17 protein-coding genes are annotated in these 12,566 nt (G+C 63.3%); all 17 read left to right on the top strand.

All coding sequences use genetic code 11. The annotated features are described in order from the left end of the window. Nucleotides 1–95 precede the first annotated feature (95 nt). On the top strand, nucleotides 96–830 hold the full coding sequence (locus L0V05_RS04125) for a glycosyltransferase family 2 protein (protein ID WP_234868817.1): 735 nt from the start codon (nucleotides 96–98) through the stop codon (nucleotides 828–830). A gap of 4 nt (nucleotides 831–834) precedes the next feature. Beyond that, a complete protein-coding gene (locus L0V05_RS04120) occupies nucleotides 835–1,140 on the top strand; it encodes a lipid-A-disaccharide synthase N-terminal domain-containing protein (RefSeq protein ID WP_234868816.1) in 306 nt (101 codons plus the stop codon). After that, a complete protein-coding gene (locus L0V05_RS04115) occupies nucleotides 1,127–2,572 on the top strand; it encodes an ArnT family glycosyltransferase (RefSeq protein WP_234868815.1) in 1,446 nt (481 codons plus the stop codon). The genes L0V05_RS04120 and L0V05_RS04115 overlap by 14 nt, the downstream gene beginning before the upstream one ends. Continuing rightward, the gene (locus L0V05_RS04110; protein ID WP_234868814.1) at nucleotides 2,562–3,257 is read left to right on the top strand and encodes a phosphatase PAP2 family protein; all 696 of its coding nucleotides are present in this window, start codon (nucleotides 2,562–2,564) and stop codon (nucleotides 3,255–3,257) included. The genes L0V05_RS04115 and L0V05_RS04110 overlap by 11 nt, the downstream gene beginning before the upstream one ends. Before the next feature lie 291 nt (nucleotides 3,258–3,548). Further along, a complete protein-coding gene (gene rpsL / locus L0V05_RS04105; RefSeq protein WP_165014620.1) occupies nucleotides 3,549–3,920 on the top strand; it encodes a 30S ribosomal protein S12 in 372 nt (123 codons plus the stop codon). Nucleotides 3,921–3,932: 12 nt separating this feature from the next. After that, on the top strand, nucleotides 3,933–4,403 hold the full coding sequence (rpsG, locus tag L0V05_RS04100; RefSeq protein WP_234868813.1) for a 30S ribosomal protein S7: 471 nt from the start codon (nucleotides 3,933–3,935) through the stop codon (nucleotides 4,401–4,403). 18 nt (nucleotides 4,404–4,421) lie between these two features. Next, nucleotides 4,422–6,539 (top strand): elongation factor G, encoded by a 2,118-nt coding sequence (fusA, locus tag L0V05_RS04095; RefSeq protein ID WP_234868812.1) that lies wholly within the window; start codon nucleotides 4,422–4,424, stop codon nucleotides 6,537–6,539. An 81-nt stretch (nucleotides 6,540–6,620) separates the two neighbouring features. Next, nucleotides 6,621–7,796 carry an elongation factor Tu gene (gene tuf / locus L0V05_RS04090; protein ID WP_234868811.1) on the top strand — a complete coding sequence of 392 codons (1,176 nt, stop codon included), beginning with the start codon at nucleotides 6,621–6,623 and terminating at the stop codon, nucleotides 7,794–7,796. Nucleotides 7,797–7,853: 57 nt separating this feature from the next. Next, complete coding sequence (rpsJ, locus tag L0V05_RS04085) at nucleotides 7,854–8,162, top strand: 30S ribosomal protein S10 (RefSeq protein ID WP_234868810.1); 309 nt, start codon at nucleotides 7,854–7,856, stop codon at nucleotides 8,160–8,162. Between the two features lie 12 nt (nucleotides 8,163–8,174). Then, a complete protein-coding gene (rplC, locus tag L0V05_RS04080; protein WP_234869195.1) occupies nucleotides 8,175–8,894 on the top strand; it encodes a 50S ribosomal protein L3 in 720 nt (239 codons plus the stop codon). Further along, entirely contained in the window at nucleotides 8,891–9,511 is a 621-nt protein-coding gene (gene rplD, locus L0V05_RS04075) for a 50S ribosomal protein L4 (protein WP_234868809.1), read from the top strand. Before rplC ends, rplD begins: the two co-directional genes overlap by 4 nt. Next, nucleotides 9,508–9,804 carry a 50S ribosomal protein L23 gene (locus L0V05_RS04070; RefSeq protein WP_234868808.1) on the top strand — a complete coding sequence of 99 codons (297 nt, stop codon included), beginning with the start codon at nucleotides 9,508–9,510 and terminating at the stop codon, nucleotides 9,802–9,804. Before rplD ends, L0V05_RS04070 begins: the two co-directional genes overlap by 4 nt. A 118-nt stretch (nucleotides 9,805–9,922) precedes the next feature. After that, entirely contained in the window at nucleotides 9,923–10,759 is an 837-nt protein-coding gene (gene rplB, locus L0V05_RS04065) for a 50S ribosomal protein L2 (RefSeq protein WP_234868807.1), read from the top strand. Between the two features lie 3 nt (nucleotides 10,760–10,762). Beyond that, nucleotides 10,763–11,041 carry a 30S ribosomal protein S19 gene (gene rpsS, locus L0V05_RS04060; protein WP_234868806.1) on the top strand — a complete coding sequence of 93 codons (279 nt, stop codon included), beginning with the start codon at nucleotides 10,763–10,765 and terminating at the stop codon, nucleotides 11,039–11,041. A gap of 3 nt (nucleotides 11,042–11,044) precedes the next feature. Continuing rightward, a complete protein-coding gene (rplV, locus tag L0V05_RS04055; protein ID WP_234868805.1) occupies nucleotides 11,045–11,425 on the top strand; it encodes a 50S ribosomal protein L22 in 381 nt (126 codons plus the stop codon). Continuing rightward, nucleotides 11,425–12,135, top strand: coding sequence for a 30S ribosomal protein S3 (gene rpsC, locus L0V05_RS04050; RefSeq protein WP_234868803.1), 711 nt, complete (start codon nucleotides 11,425–11,427; stop codon nucleotides 12,133–12,135). The genes rplV and rpsC overlap by 1 nt, the downstream gene beginning before the upstream one ends. Before the next feature lie 14 nt (nucleotides 12,136–12,149). Further along, complete coding sequence (gene rplP, locus L0V05_RS04045) at nucleotides 12,150–12,563, top strand: 50S ribosomal protein L16 (RefSeq protein WP_234868801.1); 414 nt, start codon at nucleotides 12,150–12,152, stop codon at nucleotides 12,561–12,563. The last annotated feature ends 3 nt before the right edge of the window (nucleotides 12,564–12,566 follow it).

Genomic DNA, 12,566 nt, shown 5'->3' with positions numbered 1-12,566 from the left:
TGCCGCATGAACCTCGGACGGCTAACCAGCGCGGGACTGACCGGCGCGACATGGATGGCGGTCTTGCGCAACGGACGGAAGGCAGCCGGCAGGCCATGTTGAGCGTTTCCATCGTCATTCCCGCCAAGAATGAATCCGAGAATATCCCGACGCTACTGGATGAGATCCACGCGGCCGTGGGCCCGCTTGTGGATTACGAGGTCATCGTCGTCGATGACGGGTCGACCGATGGCATGGACCGGCTCTTGATGGAACGGATGGAAACCCAGCCGAATCTGCGCGTGCTGCGCAACGAACGCTCGGCAGGGCAAAGCGCGGCCGTGCATTCGGGTGTCAGGATGGCACGGGCAGAGGTGGTCTGCACCTTGGACGCCGACGGCCAGAATCCGCCCGAGTTCCTGCCGGCCCTGTTCCAGCCGCTGCTGGCCGGACCGACCGAAATGGCGCTGGTCGCGGGTCAAAGGGTGAACCGGCAGGATACCTGGTCCAAGCGCATGGGTTCGAAATTCGCAAACAATCTGCGCAGCTGGGCTCTGAACGACGGCACGCGCGACACTGGTTGCGGCCTGAAGGGGTTCCGCCGGGACGCCTTCCTGGCACTTCCCTATTTCGATCACATGCACCGCTATCTTCCGGCATTGTTCCGCCGTGACGGGTGGGACGTGCTGCTGGTCGATGTCGGCCATCGTCAGCGCGGGGCGGGCCGGTCGAATTACAGCAACCTGCAGCGGGCACTGGTCGGGATCGTCGATCTCGCGGGCGTCATGTGGCTTATCCGGCGGCGCAAGAAGGCCACTCCGCAACCGATCGGGCCAGAGGGACGGAAATAGGCCGATGCAGCAGATCCTTTCCTTCTTTCATGTGAACAGCACTGCCGAACTGATCTGGGTGATCGTCGGGCTGCTGGGGCAACTGATGTTCACCGGTCGCTTCCTGATCCAGTGGCTGGCATCGGAAAAGGTCAAGCGGTCGGTCGTTCCAATCTCATTTTGGTATTTCTCGATCGCTGGCGGCCTGATCCTGCTCTTTTATGCCATCCACCGGAAGGATCCGGTCTTTATCCTTGGCCAGTCGCTAGGCGTGTTCATCTATGCCCGGAACCTCTGGCTGATACATCGCCACGAGCATGCAAAAGTCTGAAACCGATTCCGGCTGGCTGGCCCTGGCGCTGGCCATCGTTGCGGCGATCACTGCCGCACGGCTGGTGTTTCTGGCCTATGACGGCACTGACCTTTTCGTGGATGAGGCGCAGTACTGGTTCTGGGGTCAGAACTTCGACTTCGGCTACTACTCGAAGCCGCCTCTGATCGCCTGGGTCATCGGAGCGACGACCACACTGGCCGGCAGCGACAACCCCTTTTGGGTGCGCCTGCCTGCGCCGTTGTTCCATGCTGCTGCCGCGCTGATCCTCGCAGCGCTTGCCGCACGGATCTACGGGCGAGCCGCCGCGATCTGGGTCGCCGCCCTGTATGTCACATTGCCGATGGTCACCGTCGGTTCGCTGATGATCTCGACCGACACGATCATGGCTCCGTTCTTCGCGGCGGCAGTTCTGTTCCATCGCAAGCTGGTCGAAAACGGGGAAGGCCACGATGCGCTCCTTGCGGGGGTGATGGTGGGGCTGGCTTTTCTGGCCAAGTATGCCGCGGTCTATTTCCTGATCGGGGCGGTCCTGGGGGCCATCCTGTTCCGCGATCTGCGGCTTTCGATTGCGAACTGGGTCCGGATGATCCTGGCCTGCGGCCTTGTCATCCTGCCGAACATCCTTTGGAACCTCGCAAACGGGATGGCGACGGCCGAGCACACGCTCGACAATGTCGGCTGGATCCGCGAGGGCAACCCCTTGGCCCATTTGAACCCGGCGGGGATGGCCGAGTTCTTCTTCAGCCAGTTCGCGGTCTTCGGTCCGATCGCGTTTGCGGCCCTGATCCTCGCGGCGATCCGACCGGGTCGGGAAATGGCATGGCGACTCCTTGTGTTCGTCGTACCGGCGATCCTGATCGTGACAGTGCAGGCGCTGCTGGACCGGGCTTTCGCCAACTGGGCAGCGTCGGCCTATTTTGCCGGATCGGTTGTGGCGGTGGCGTTCCTGCTGCGCCACCGCTCCTGGCTGATCGGGGCGATAGCCTTGAACGCGATCATCGCGGTCCTGCTGCCGGTGTTGACGGTCGTTCCAGGCCTGACGCTTGGCAACGACAAGCCGCTTCTGGCCCGCTGGCTGGGCCGCGAAGACATGAGCCTGCAGATCCTTGCTGTCGCCAAGGCGCAGGGCAATCTTCCAATTGTGGCCGAGCGGCGCGATATCCTAGCCGATCTGTTCTACACCGGACGCGATGCGGGGATCGCCGTCTATGCCGAACCGCCGAAGGGCCGTCCGGAGAACCACTATGCGCAGACCCGGGCTCTGCCCGCGACCGCAACCGGACCAGTGATCTTTGTAGGTGAGGCAGCACCTGAATGCGCCGGGCATCGCGTGGACGCACTCGGGCCGCTCGATGGCCAGGGCGGTGCCTATGCCAAGGTGCCCCTGGCGCTGTATCGTCTCGATGCGGAGTGTCTGAATGCGCCGTGACCGCCTCCAGATCGTGGCGGTGGTGGTCATGATCGTTTTCGCCTTCGTCTTCTTCGCTGTATGGCCGGGGATCGATCCCTTGGTCACGGCGTTTTTCCAGGATCCGAGCGGCAAGTTCCTTCTGGCTGGTGACGGCTTGGCAAACGATGTGCGGCTCGGCCTCTGGCGTTTGTCCGAGGCGATGCTGGGCCTGGCGCTTGTCGCCTTGCTGGCGGCCCAACTGACACGCAAGGCGATCCTGGGTGTGCCCAAGAAGGTCTGGGCCTACATCGTGCTTCTCTACCTTCTCGGACCTGCCCTGCTGGCCGACACCATTCTCAAGCGGGTCTGGGGAAGGGCCCGGCCCGCCGACATTGTGGAATTCGGCGGGACACTGCAGTTCACCCCGCCGCACCAGTTCTCGGGCCAATGCCATAGCAACTGCTCCTTCGTGTCGGGAGAGGTGTCGGGCGCGGTCGCTTTGGCGATCAGCCTTCTCGTCCTGCTGGAGGTTCTGGGCAAGACGGTCGCAGATGGAAGCCGGCGCACCCTGCAGTTCGCCATTCTCCTTCTGCCGGTCCTCGTCGCCGCTCAGAGAATCGCTGCTGGCCGACACTTCCTGTCGGACACGATCTTTGCGGCACTGGTCACTGTTCTTGTGGCGCTTCTGCTGCGGATCTGGCTTTTGCCACGGTCCCGGACGTGACGTAGCGGCCAATCGGGCCGCTGTTGACATCCCCCGCGACTCCCCATATACGGCGCCCACTTGCGCTGCGGTCTCCCTCTCGGGCGGCACCTGTGGCGCGGGGTCCGAACTGAAGTGGTCATGATCCGGGCGAAGGCCCCGATCCTCTGGAATTCCACCGCGTCGTCCTCAGCGAAGGGGATGAATGCGGTTTTGTGTTTTGCGGACGCGCAAGACACCTGTGAGCGAAATGCCCCCGGAACCACCTCTGACGAGGGGTGATTGAACGGGTTGCAAGAGAAGGCGAAACGTATGCCGACGATCCAACAGCTGATCCGCAAGCCGCGGGAAGCGAACGTCCGGAAGTCCAAGTCGCAGCACTTGGAATCCTGCCCGCAGAAACGCGGCGTGTGCACTCGTGTGTACACCACGACCCCGAAGAAACCGAACTCCGCTATGCGGAAAGTGGCCAAGGTCCGCCTGACCAACGGCTTCGAGGTGATCAGCTACATCCCCGGTGAAAAGCACAACCTTCAGGAACACTCGGTGGTCCTGATCCGCGGCGGCCGGGTGAAAGACCTTCCGGGCGTCCGTTACCACATCCTGCGCGGTGTCCTCGATACCCAGGGTGTCAAAGATCGTCGTCAGCGCCGCTCGAAATACGGCGCGAAGCGTCCGAAATAAGGAGTTCGACAGATGTCGCGTCGTCACGCCGCCGAAAAGCGCGAAGTGCTTCCCGATGCCAAGTATGGCGATCGGGTTCTGACCAAGTTCATGAACAACCTGATGATCGACGGCAAGAAGTCGGTCGCAGAAGGCATCGTCTACTCCGCCCTGGACCGCGTCCAGCAGCGTCTGAAGCGCGAGCCGATCCAGGCCTTCCACGAGGCGCTGGACAACGTGAAGCCGTCGCTCGAAGTGCGCTCGCGCCGCGTCGGTGGTGCGACCTATCAGGTTCCGGTCGAAGTGCGCCCCGAGCGCCGCGAAGCGCTGGCGATCCGCTGGCTCATCACCGCGGCCCGCAAGCGCAACGAGAACACCATGGAAGAGCGTCTTGCCGCCGAGCTGTCCGATGCGGTCAACAACCGCGGCACCGCGGTGAAGAAGCGCGAGGACACCCACAAGATGGCCGACGCCAACAAGGCGTTCAGCCATTATCGCTGGTAAGCGGAAGGACGCCTGATCATGGCACGCGAATACCCCCTCGAGCTTTACCGCAACTTCGGGATCATGGCCCATATCGACGCGGGCAAGACCACGACGACCGAGCGGATCCTCTACTACACCGGCAAGTCCCACAAGATCGGCGAAGTCCATGACGGCGCTGCGACGATGGACTGGATGGAGCAGGAGCAGGAGCGCGGGATCACCATCACCTCCGCCGCGACCACGACCTTCTGGGAGCGGACCGAGGATGGCACCCATCCCCAGACCCCGAAGCACCGCTTCAACATCATCGACACCCCCGGCCACGTCGACTTCACCATCGAAGTCGAGCGTTCGCTGGCGGTGCTTGACGGTGCCGTGTGCCTTCTGGACGCCAACGCCGGCGTCGAGCCGCAGACCGAAACCGTGTGGCGCCAGGCCGACCGCTATGGCGTTCCGCGGATCGTGTTCGTCAACAAGATGGACAAGATCGGTGCTGACTTCTTCAACTGCGTGAAGATGATCAAGGACCGGACCGGTGCGACCCCGGCCCCGATCGCCCTGCCGATCGGCGCCGAGGACAAGCTGGAAGGCATCATCGACCTCGTGACGATGCAGGAATGGGTCTACCAGGGTGAAGACCTTGGCGCGTCCTGGGAACTGCGTCCCGTCCGTGACTCGCTCAAGGCCCAGGCTGAAGAGTGGCGCGGCAAGCTCATCGAGTTGGCTGTCGACATGGACGACGCCGCGATGGAAGCCTATCTGGAAGGCACCGAGCCGACCGTCGAAGAGCTGCGCAAGCTGATCCGCAAGGGCTGCCTCGCGATGGCCTTCGTTCCGGTCACTGCCGGTTCGGCCTTCAAGAACAAGGGCGTCCAGCCGGTTCTCAACGCCGTCATCGACTACCTGCCGTCGCCGCTCGACATCAAGCCGTACATGGGCTTCGCGCCGGGCGACGAGACCGAAACCCGCAACATCGCGCGTTCGGCAGATGATGCCCAGCCCTTTGCTGCGCTGGCATTCAAGATCATGAACGATCCCTTCGTGGGCTCGCTCACCTTCACCCGGATCTACTCGGGCGTCCTCAAGAAGGGTGACCAGATGGTCAACTCGACCAAAGGCCGCAAAGAGCGCGTGGGCCGGATGATGATGATGCACGCCATCAACCGCGAGGAAATCGACGAAGCCTTCGCCGGCGACATCATCGCGCTGGCCGGCCTGAAAGAGACGACGACGGGCGATACGCTCTGCGATCCGAACAATCAGGTCGTGCTTGAAACGATGACCTTCCCCGAGCCGGTGATCGAGATCGCCGTGGAACCGAAGTCGAAGGCCGACCAGGAGAAGATGGGCATCGCCCTGGCTCGCCTGGCCGCCGAAGACCCGTCCTTCCGCGTCGAGACCGATCTGGAATCGGGCCAGACCATCATGAAGGGCATGGGCGAACTTCACCTCGACATCCTCGTCGACCGCATGCGTCGCGAGTTCAAGGTCGAGGCGAATATCGGCGCTCCGCAGGTGGCCTATCGTGAAACGATCAGCCGTCCGGCCGAGATCGACTACACGCACAAGAAGCAGACCGGCGGTACCGGCCAGTTCGCCCGCGTGAAGCTCGAGATCAGCCCGACGGAACCGGGCGAAGGCTATTCGTTCGAGTCCAAGATCGTCGGCGGTGCGGTTCCGAAGGAATACATCCCCGGCGTCGAGAAGGGCATCAAGTCGGTCATGGACTCGGGTCCGCTCGCCGGCTTCCCGGTCATCGACTTCAAGGTTGCGCTGGTTGACGGTGCGTTCCACGACGTCGACTCGTCGGTTCTGGCGTTCGAAATCGCGGCCCGTGCCGCGATGCGCGAAGGTCTGAAGAAAGCCGGCGCGAAACTGCTCGAACCGATCATGAAGGTCGAGGTCGTCACCCCGGAAGAATATACCGGTTCGGTGATCGGCGACCTGACCAGCCGTCGTGGCATGGTGCAGGGCCAGGACAGCCGCGGCAACGCGAACGTCATCAACGCCTTCGTGCCGCTGGCCAACATGTTCGGCTACATCAACAACCTGCGCTCGATGTCCTCGGGCCGGGCCGTGTTCACGATGCAGTTCGACCACTACGACGCCGTTCCGCAGAACATCTCGGACGAGATCCAGAAGAAATACGCGTGATTTGAGCGGTGGGCGGGAACGCCCACCCTACCAACCGTAGGGTGCGCGCCGCGCACCGCCACCGAAATAGGAGATGCCAAGATGGCAAAGGCAAAGTTTGAACGGACGAAACCGCACGTCAACATCGGCACGATTGGCCACGTTGACCACGGCAAGACGACGCTGACGGCGGCGATCACGAAGTATTTCGGCGAGTTCCGCGCCTATGACCAGATCGACGGTGCGCCGGAAGAGCGGGCCCGCGGGATCACGATCTCGACCGCGCATGTGGAATACGAGTCGGACTCGCGCCACTATGCCCACGTCGACTGCCCCGGCCACGCCGACTACGTGAAGAACATGATCACCGGTGCGGCGCAGATGGACGGCGCGATCCTGGTGGTGTCGGCCGCCGACGGCCCGATGCCGCAGACCCGCGAGCACATCCTGCTCGGCCGCCAGGTGGGCATCCCCTACATGGTCGTGTTCATGAACAAGGTGGACCAGGTCGACGACCCGGAACTGCTGGAACTCGTCGAGATGGAGATCCGTGAGCTCCTGTCGTCCTACGACTATCCCGGCGACGATATCCCGATCATCAAGGGTTCGGCCCTGCACGCGATGAACGGCACGGAGAAGGCGATCGGCGAAGACGCGATCCGCGAACTGATCGCGGCGGTCGATGCTTATATCCCGACCCCGGCGCGCGCCGTTGACCAGCCGTTCCTGATGCCGGTCGAAGACGTGTTCTCGATCTCGGGCCGCGGCACCGTTGCCACCGGCCGGATCGAGCGCGGCGTCGTGAAGGTCGGCGAGGAACTGGAAATCGTCGGCATCCGTCCGTCGAAGAAGACGGTCTGCACCGGTGTCGAGATGTTCCGCAAGCTGCTTGACCAGGGCGAAGCGGGCGACAACGTCGGTCTGCTGCTGCGTGGCGTCGACCGTGACGGCATCGAGCGTGGCCAGGTTCTCTGCAAGCCGGGTTCGGTGAAGCCGCACACGAAGTTCGAGGCCGAAGCCTACATCCTGACGAAGGAAGAAGGCGGCCGTCACACCCCGTTCTTCGCGAACTACCGTCCGCAGTTCTACTTCCGGACGACGGACGTGACCGGGACGGTTCAGCTGCCGGAAGGCACCGAAATGGTGATGCCGGGCGACAACCTGAAGTTCAACGTCGAGCTGATCGCGCCGATCGCCATGGAAGAGAAGCTGCGCTTCGCCATCCGTGAAGGCGGCCGCACCGTCGGCGCCGGCGTCGTCTCCAAAATCATCGAGTAATCGGGGGAAGGGCGGGGGTTCCGCCCCCGCCCCAGCCAAAAGCCCGAGGACAGGAACATGTCGACTCAAACCATCCGCATCCGGCTGAAAGCCTTCGATTACCGTGTGCTGGACGCCAGCACCGCGGAAATCGTGAACACCGCCAAGCGGACCGGCGCGCAAGTGCGCGGCCCGATCCCGCTGCCGAACAAGATCGAGAAATTCACGGTTCTCCGTGGTCCGCACATCGACAAGAAGTCGCGCGACCAGTGGGAAATCCGGACGCACAAGCGTCTTCTCGACATCGTCGATCCGACCCCGCAGACCGTGGACGCGCTGATGAAGCTCGACCTCGCGGCCGGCGTGGATGTCGAAATCAAAGTGTAAGGGGGCATGACAATGCGCTCTGGCGTTATCGCAAAGAAGCTGGGCATGACCCGGCTGTTCCTGGAGGACGGGAAACAGGTTCCCGTGACCGTCCTTCAACTCGACAACCTGCAAGTCGTCGCGCAGCGCACGGCCGACCGTGACGGCTATACCGCCGTCCAGCTCGGTGCCGGTGCTGCCAAGGCCAAGCGGACCACGGCCGCGCAGCGGGGCCACTTCGCCAAGGCGAACGTGGAGCCGAAGCGCAAGATTGCCGAGTTCCGCGTGAGCCCGGACAACCTGATTGACGTGGGCGCGGAAATCACTGCCGACCACTACCTCGCGGGTCAGTACGTCGACGTCGCGGGCACCTCGATCGGTAAGGGCTTTGCCGGTGCCATGAAGCGGCACAACTTCGGCGGCCTGCGCGCCTCGCACGGTGTGTCCGTGTCGCACCGTTCGCACGGTTCGACCGGCCAGTGCCAGGATCCCGGCAAGGTGTTCCGCGGCAAGAAGATGGCAGGCCATCTGGGTTCGGTCCGTGTGACCACCCAGAACCTGGAAGTCGTCCGCACGGACGCCGAACGGGGCCTCATCATGATCAAGGGCGCGGTCCCCGGTTCCAAGGGCGGCTGGGTCACGATCAAGGACGCGGTGAAGAAGGCGGCCCCCGCTGGCCTACCGACTCCGGCCGCGATCCGCAGCTCGGCCGCTCCGGCTGTCGAAGCGCCCGTCGAAGGGGGTGAAGCATGAAACTCGATGTGATCAAACTGGACGGCGGCAAGGCCGGTTCCATTGATCTGGACGAAGCGCTGTTCGGCCTCGAGCCGCGCGCCGACATCCTGCACCGCGTCGTGCGCTGGCAGCGGGCGAAGGCCCAGGCCGGCACCCATTCGGTGCTGGGCAAGTCGGACGTGAGCTATTCGACCAAGAAGATCTATCGCCAGAAAGGCACCGGCGGCGCCCGCCACGGTTCCAAGAAGGCCCCGATCTTCCGTCACGGCGGTGTCTACAAGGGCCCGACGCCCCGCAGCCACGCCCATGACCTGCCGAAGAAGTTCCGCGCCCTCGGCCTGAAGCATGCCCTGTCGGCGAAAGCCCAGGCCGGCGAGCTGGTGGTTCTGGATGCGGCCGTGATGGCCGAAGCCAAGACCGCGATCCTCGCCAAGTCGGCGAAGGAGCTCGGCTGGAAGCGCGTGCTCGTCATCGACGGCGCCGAGGTCAACGAGAACTTCGCCAAGGCGGCGCGCAACATCGAAGGCATCGATGTGCTGCCGTCGATCGGCGCCAACGTCTATGACATCCTCAAGAGTGACACGCTGGTGATCACGAAGGCGGGTGTCGAAGCACTGGAGGCTCGCCTGAAATGAGCGCGAAACCCGAACACTATGACGTGATCAAGAAGCCGGTGATAACCGAGAAGGCCACGATGGCGTCGGATTCGAACGCCGTGGTCTTCCAGGTGGCCATGGACGCGACGAAGCCGCAGATCAAGGAAGCGGTCGAGGCGGTCTTCGGCGTGAAGGTGAAGGCGGTCAACACCACCATCACCAAAGGCAAGGAAAAGCGGTTCCGCGGTCGCCCCGGCGTCCGTTCGGACAAGAAGAAGGCCTATGTGACGCTCGAGGAAGGAAACACCATCGACGTCACCACCGGCCTCTGATAGAAGCCGCGCGAATCTGGCGGCCCCGGTTCTCCGGGGCCGTGGATTTTTTATCGGGGATCTTCGGAGCCCTTCACCGGACCAGCAATGGTCCTCAAGCTGACGGAAGACAGTAATCATGGCACTCAAGTCGTACAAACCGACGACGCCTGGCCAGCGTGGGCTGGTTCTGATCGACCGTTCGGAGCTTTGGAAAGGCCGCCCGGTCAAAGCCCTCACCGAGGGTTTGATCGGCACTGGTGGCCGGAACAACACCGGACGGATCACGATGTGGCACAAGGGTGGCGGCGCGAAGCGTCTCTACCGCGTCGTCGATTTCAAACGCACGAAGTTCGACGTCCCCGCGACGGTCGAGCGCATCGAATACGACCCGAACCGGACCGCCTTCATCGCGCTGGTGCGCTATGCCGACGGCGAGCTTTCCTACATCCTGGCGCCGCAGCGTCTGGCCGTGGGCGATCAGGTGATCGCCGGCGCCAAGACCGACGTGAAGCCGGGCAACGCGATGCCCTTCTCGGGCATGCCGATCGGTACCATCGTCCACAACGTCGAGCTGAAGCCCGGCAAGGGCGGTCAGCTGGCGCGCGCCGCGGGCACCTATGCCCAGTTCGTCGGCCGTGACGGCGGCTATGCGCAGATCCGCCTGTCCTCGGGCGAACTGCGGATGGTCCGTCAGGAATGCATGGCCACCGTCGGTGCCGTGTCGAACCCCGACAACTCGAACCAGAACCTCGGCAAGGCCGGCCGTCGCCGTCACATGGGCATCCGCCCGACGGTTCGCGGCGTGGCCATGAACCCGATCGACCACCCGCATGGCGGCGGCGAAGGCCGTACCTCGGGCGGCCGTCACCCGGTCACTCCGTGGGGCAAGGGCACCAAGGGGAACAAGACCCGCAAGAACAAGCAGACGGACAAGTTCATCGTCCGCTCGCGTCACGCGAAGAAAGGGCGTTAATCCATGTCGCGTTCAGTCTGGAAGGGCCCGTTCGTCGACGCCTATCTGCTGAAGAAAGCAGAAAAGGCGAAGGAATCGGGCAAGAACGAAGTGATCAAGATCTGGTCGCGTCGTTCGACGATCCTGCCGCATTTCGTCGGCCTCACCTTCGGCGTCTACAACGGGCACAAGCATATCCCCGTGAACGTCACCGAAGAGATGATCGGCCAGAAGTTCGGGGAATATTCGCCGACGCGGACCTACTATGGTCATGCGGCCGACAAAAAAGCGAAACGGAAGTAAGCCATGGGTACCGAAAAGAATCCGCGTCGCGTGGCTGACAACGAAGCCCAGGCCGTCCTGCGCATGCTTCGTACCAGCCCGCAGAAACTCAACCTCGTCGCCGGTCTGATCCGCGGCAAGAAGGTGGACCGGGCCCTGTCCGACCTGACCTTCTCGAAGCGCCGCATCGCGGGCGACGTGAAGAAATGCCTGCAGTCGGCCATCGCCAACGCCGAGAACAACCACGGTCTGGACGTGGATGAACTCGTCGTCGCCGAAGCCTATGTCGGCAAGAACATCACCCTGAAACGCGGCCGTCCGCGGGCCCGGGGTCGGTTCGGCAAGATCATGAAACCGTTCAGCCAGCTGACCATCACGGTCCGTCAAGTCGGGGAGTCTGCATAATGGGTCAGAAGGTAAACCCGATCGGGATGCGTCTGCAGGTCAACCGGACCTGGGACAGCCGCTGGTTCGCTGAATCGAAAGACTACGGCAACCTGCTGCTCGAAGACCTGAAGATGCGCGAGTTCATCCAGGAAGAGTGCAAGCAGGCCGGCGTCTCGAAAGTCATCATCGAGCGTCCGCACAAGAAATGCCGCGTGACCATTTACACGGCGCGTCCGGGTGTGATCATCGGCAAGAAAGGCGCGGATATCGAGACGCTGCGCAAGAAGCTGGCGAACTTCACCAAGTCGGAACTGCACCTGAACATCGTCGAAGTCCGCAAGCCGGAGCTTGACGCCGCTCTGGTGGCCGAGTCGATCGCCCAGCAGATGGAGCGCCGCGTGTCCTTCCGTCGCGCCATGAAGCGCGGCGTGCAGAACGCGATGCGCATGGGTGCCCTGGGCATCCGGGTGAATGTTTCGGGCCGCCTTGGCGGAGCCGAGATCGCCCGGACCGAATGGTACCGCGAAGGTCGCGTGCCGCTGCACACGCTGCGCGCCGACATCGACTATGCGCTGGCCGAAGCCTCGACCCCCTACGGGATCATCGGTGTGAAGGTCTGGATCTTCAAAGGCGAGATCCTCGAGCACGATCCGCAGGCGCACGACCGTCGCCTGGCGGAAGCTCAGGACGGCCCGGCGCCGCGGCCTCAGCGTCGCGAACGCGCGTAAGGGAGTAGAAGCAAATGCTGCAACCGAAACGGACGAAGTTCCGCAAGCAGTTCAAGGGCCGCATCCACGGCGAGGCGAAGGGCGGCTTCCTGCTGAACTTCGGCTCCTTCGCCCTGAAGGCGACCGAACCGGAGCGTGTCACGGCGCGTCAGATCGAAGCGGCCCGCCGCGCGATCACCCGCCACATGAAACGTCAGGGCCGCGTCTGGATCCGGATTTTCCCGGATACCCCGGTCACCTCGAAACCTACCGAAGTCCGGATGGGCTCGGGCAAGGGTTCCGTGGATTACTGGGCGTGCAAGGTGAAACCGGGCCGGATCATGTTCGAGATCGACGGCGTGGCCGAAGAAACCGCGCGCGAGGCCCTGCGCCTTGGCGCGATGAAGCTGCCGGTCACCACCCGCATCGTCGCCCGCGAAGACTGGTAAGGG

The sequence above is a fragment of the Alitabrizicola rongguiensis genome (genome assembly GCF_021491355.1).
Lineage (GTDB): Bacteria > Pseudomonadota > Alphaproteobacteria > Rhodobacterales > Rhodobacteraceae > Aliitabrizicola > Aliitabrizicola rongguiensis.
This window is presented reverse-complemented; position numbering and strand designations above follow the sequence as displayed.

What these genes read in the sequence shown, in the direction of transcription:
- L0V05_RS04125 (WP_234868817.1), top strand. Translation starts at nt 96, where the DNA reads ATGTTGAGCGTTTCCATCGTCATTCCCGCCAAGAATGAATCCGAGAAT.
- L0V05_RS04120 (WP_234868816.1), top strand. Translation starts at nt 835, where the DNA reads ATGCAGCAGATCCTTTCCTTCTTTCATGTGAACAGCACTGCCGAACTG.
- L0V05_RS04115 (WP_234868815.1), top strand. Translation starts at nt 1,127, where the DNA reads ATGCAAAAGTCTGAAACCGATTCCGGCTGGCTGGCCCTGGCGCTGGCC.
- L0V05_RS04110 (WP_234868814.1), top strand. Translation starts at nt 2,562, where the DNA reads ATGCGCCGTGACCGCCTCCAGATCGTGGCGGTGGTGGTCATGATCGTT.
- rpsL (WP_165014620.1), top strand. Translation starts at nt 3,549, where the DNA reads ATGCCGACGATCCAACAGCTGATCCGCAAGCCGCGGGAAGCGAACGTC.
- rpsG (WP_234868813.1), top strand. Translation starts at nt 3,933, where the DNA reads ATGTCGCGTCGTCACGCCGCCGAAAAGCGCGAAGTGCTTCCCGATGCC.
- fusA (WP_234868812.1), top strand. Translation starts at nt 4,422, where the DNA reads ATGGCACGCGAATACCCCCTCGAGCTTTACCGCAACTTCGGGATCATG.
- tuf (WP_234868811.1), top strand. Translation starts at nt 6,621, where the DNA reads ATGGCAAAGGCAAAGTTTGAACGGACGAAACCGCACGTCAACATCGGC.
- rpsJ (WP_234868810.1), top strand. Translation starts at nt 7,854, where the DNA reads ATGTCGACTCAAACCATCCGCATCCGGCTGAAAGCCTTCGATTACCGT.
- rplC (WP_234869195.1), top strand. Translation starts at nt 8,175, where the DNA reads ATGCGCTCTGGCGTTATCGCAAAGAAGCTGGGCATGACCCGGCTGTTC.
- rplD (WP_234868809.1), top strand. Translation starts at nt 8,891, where the DNA reads ATGAAACTCGATGTGATCAAACTGGACGGCGGCAAGGCCGGTTCCATT.
- L0V05_RS04070 (WP_234868808.1), top strand. Translation starts at nt 9,508, where the DNA reads ATGAGCGCGAAACCCGAACACTATGACGTGATCAAGAAGCCGGTGATA.
- rplB (WP_234868807.1), top strand. Translation starts at nt 9,923, where the DNA reads ATGGCACTCAAGTCGTACAAACCGACGACGCCTGGCCAGCGTGGGCTG.
- rpsS (WP_234868806.1), top strand. Translation starts at nt 10,763, where the DNA reads ATGTCGCGTTCAGTCTGGAAGGGCCCGTTCGTCGACGCCTATCTGCTG.
- rplV (WP_234868805.1), top strand. Translation starts at nt 11,045, where the DNA reads ATGGGTACCGAAAAGAATCCGCGTCGCGTGGCTGACAACGAAGCCCAG.
- rpsC (WP_234868803.1), top strand. Translation starts at nt 11,425, where the DNA reads ATGGGTCAGAAGGTAAACCCGATCGGGATGCGTCTGCAGGTCAACCGG.
- rplP (WP_234868801.1), top strand. Translation starts at nt 12,150, where the DNA reads ATGCTGCAACCGAAACGGACGAAGTTCCGCAAGCAGTTCAAGGGCCGC.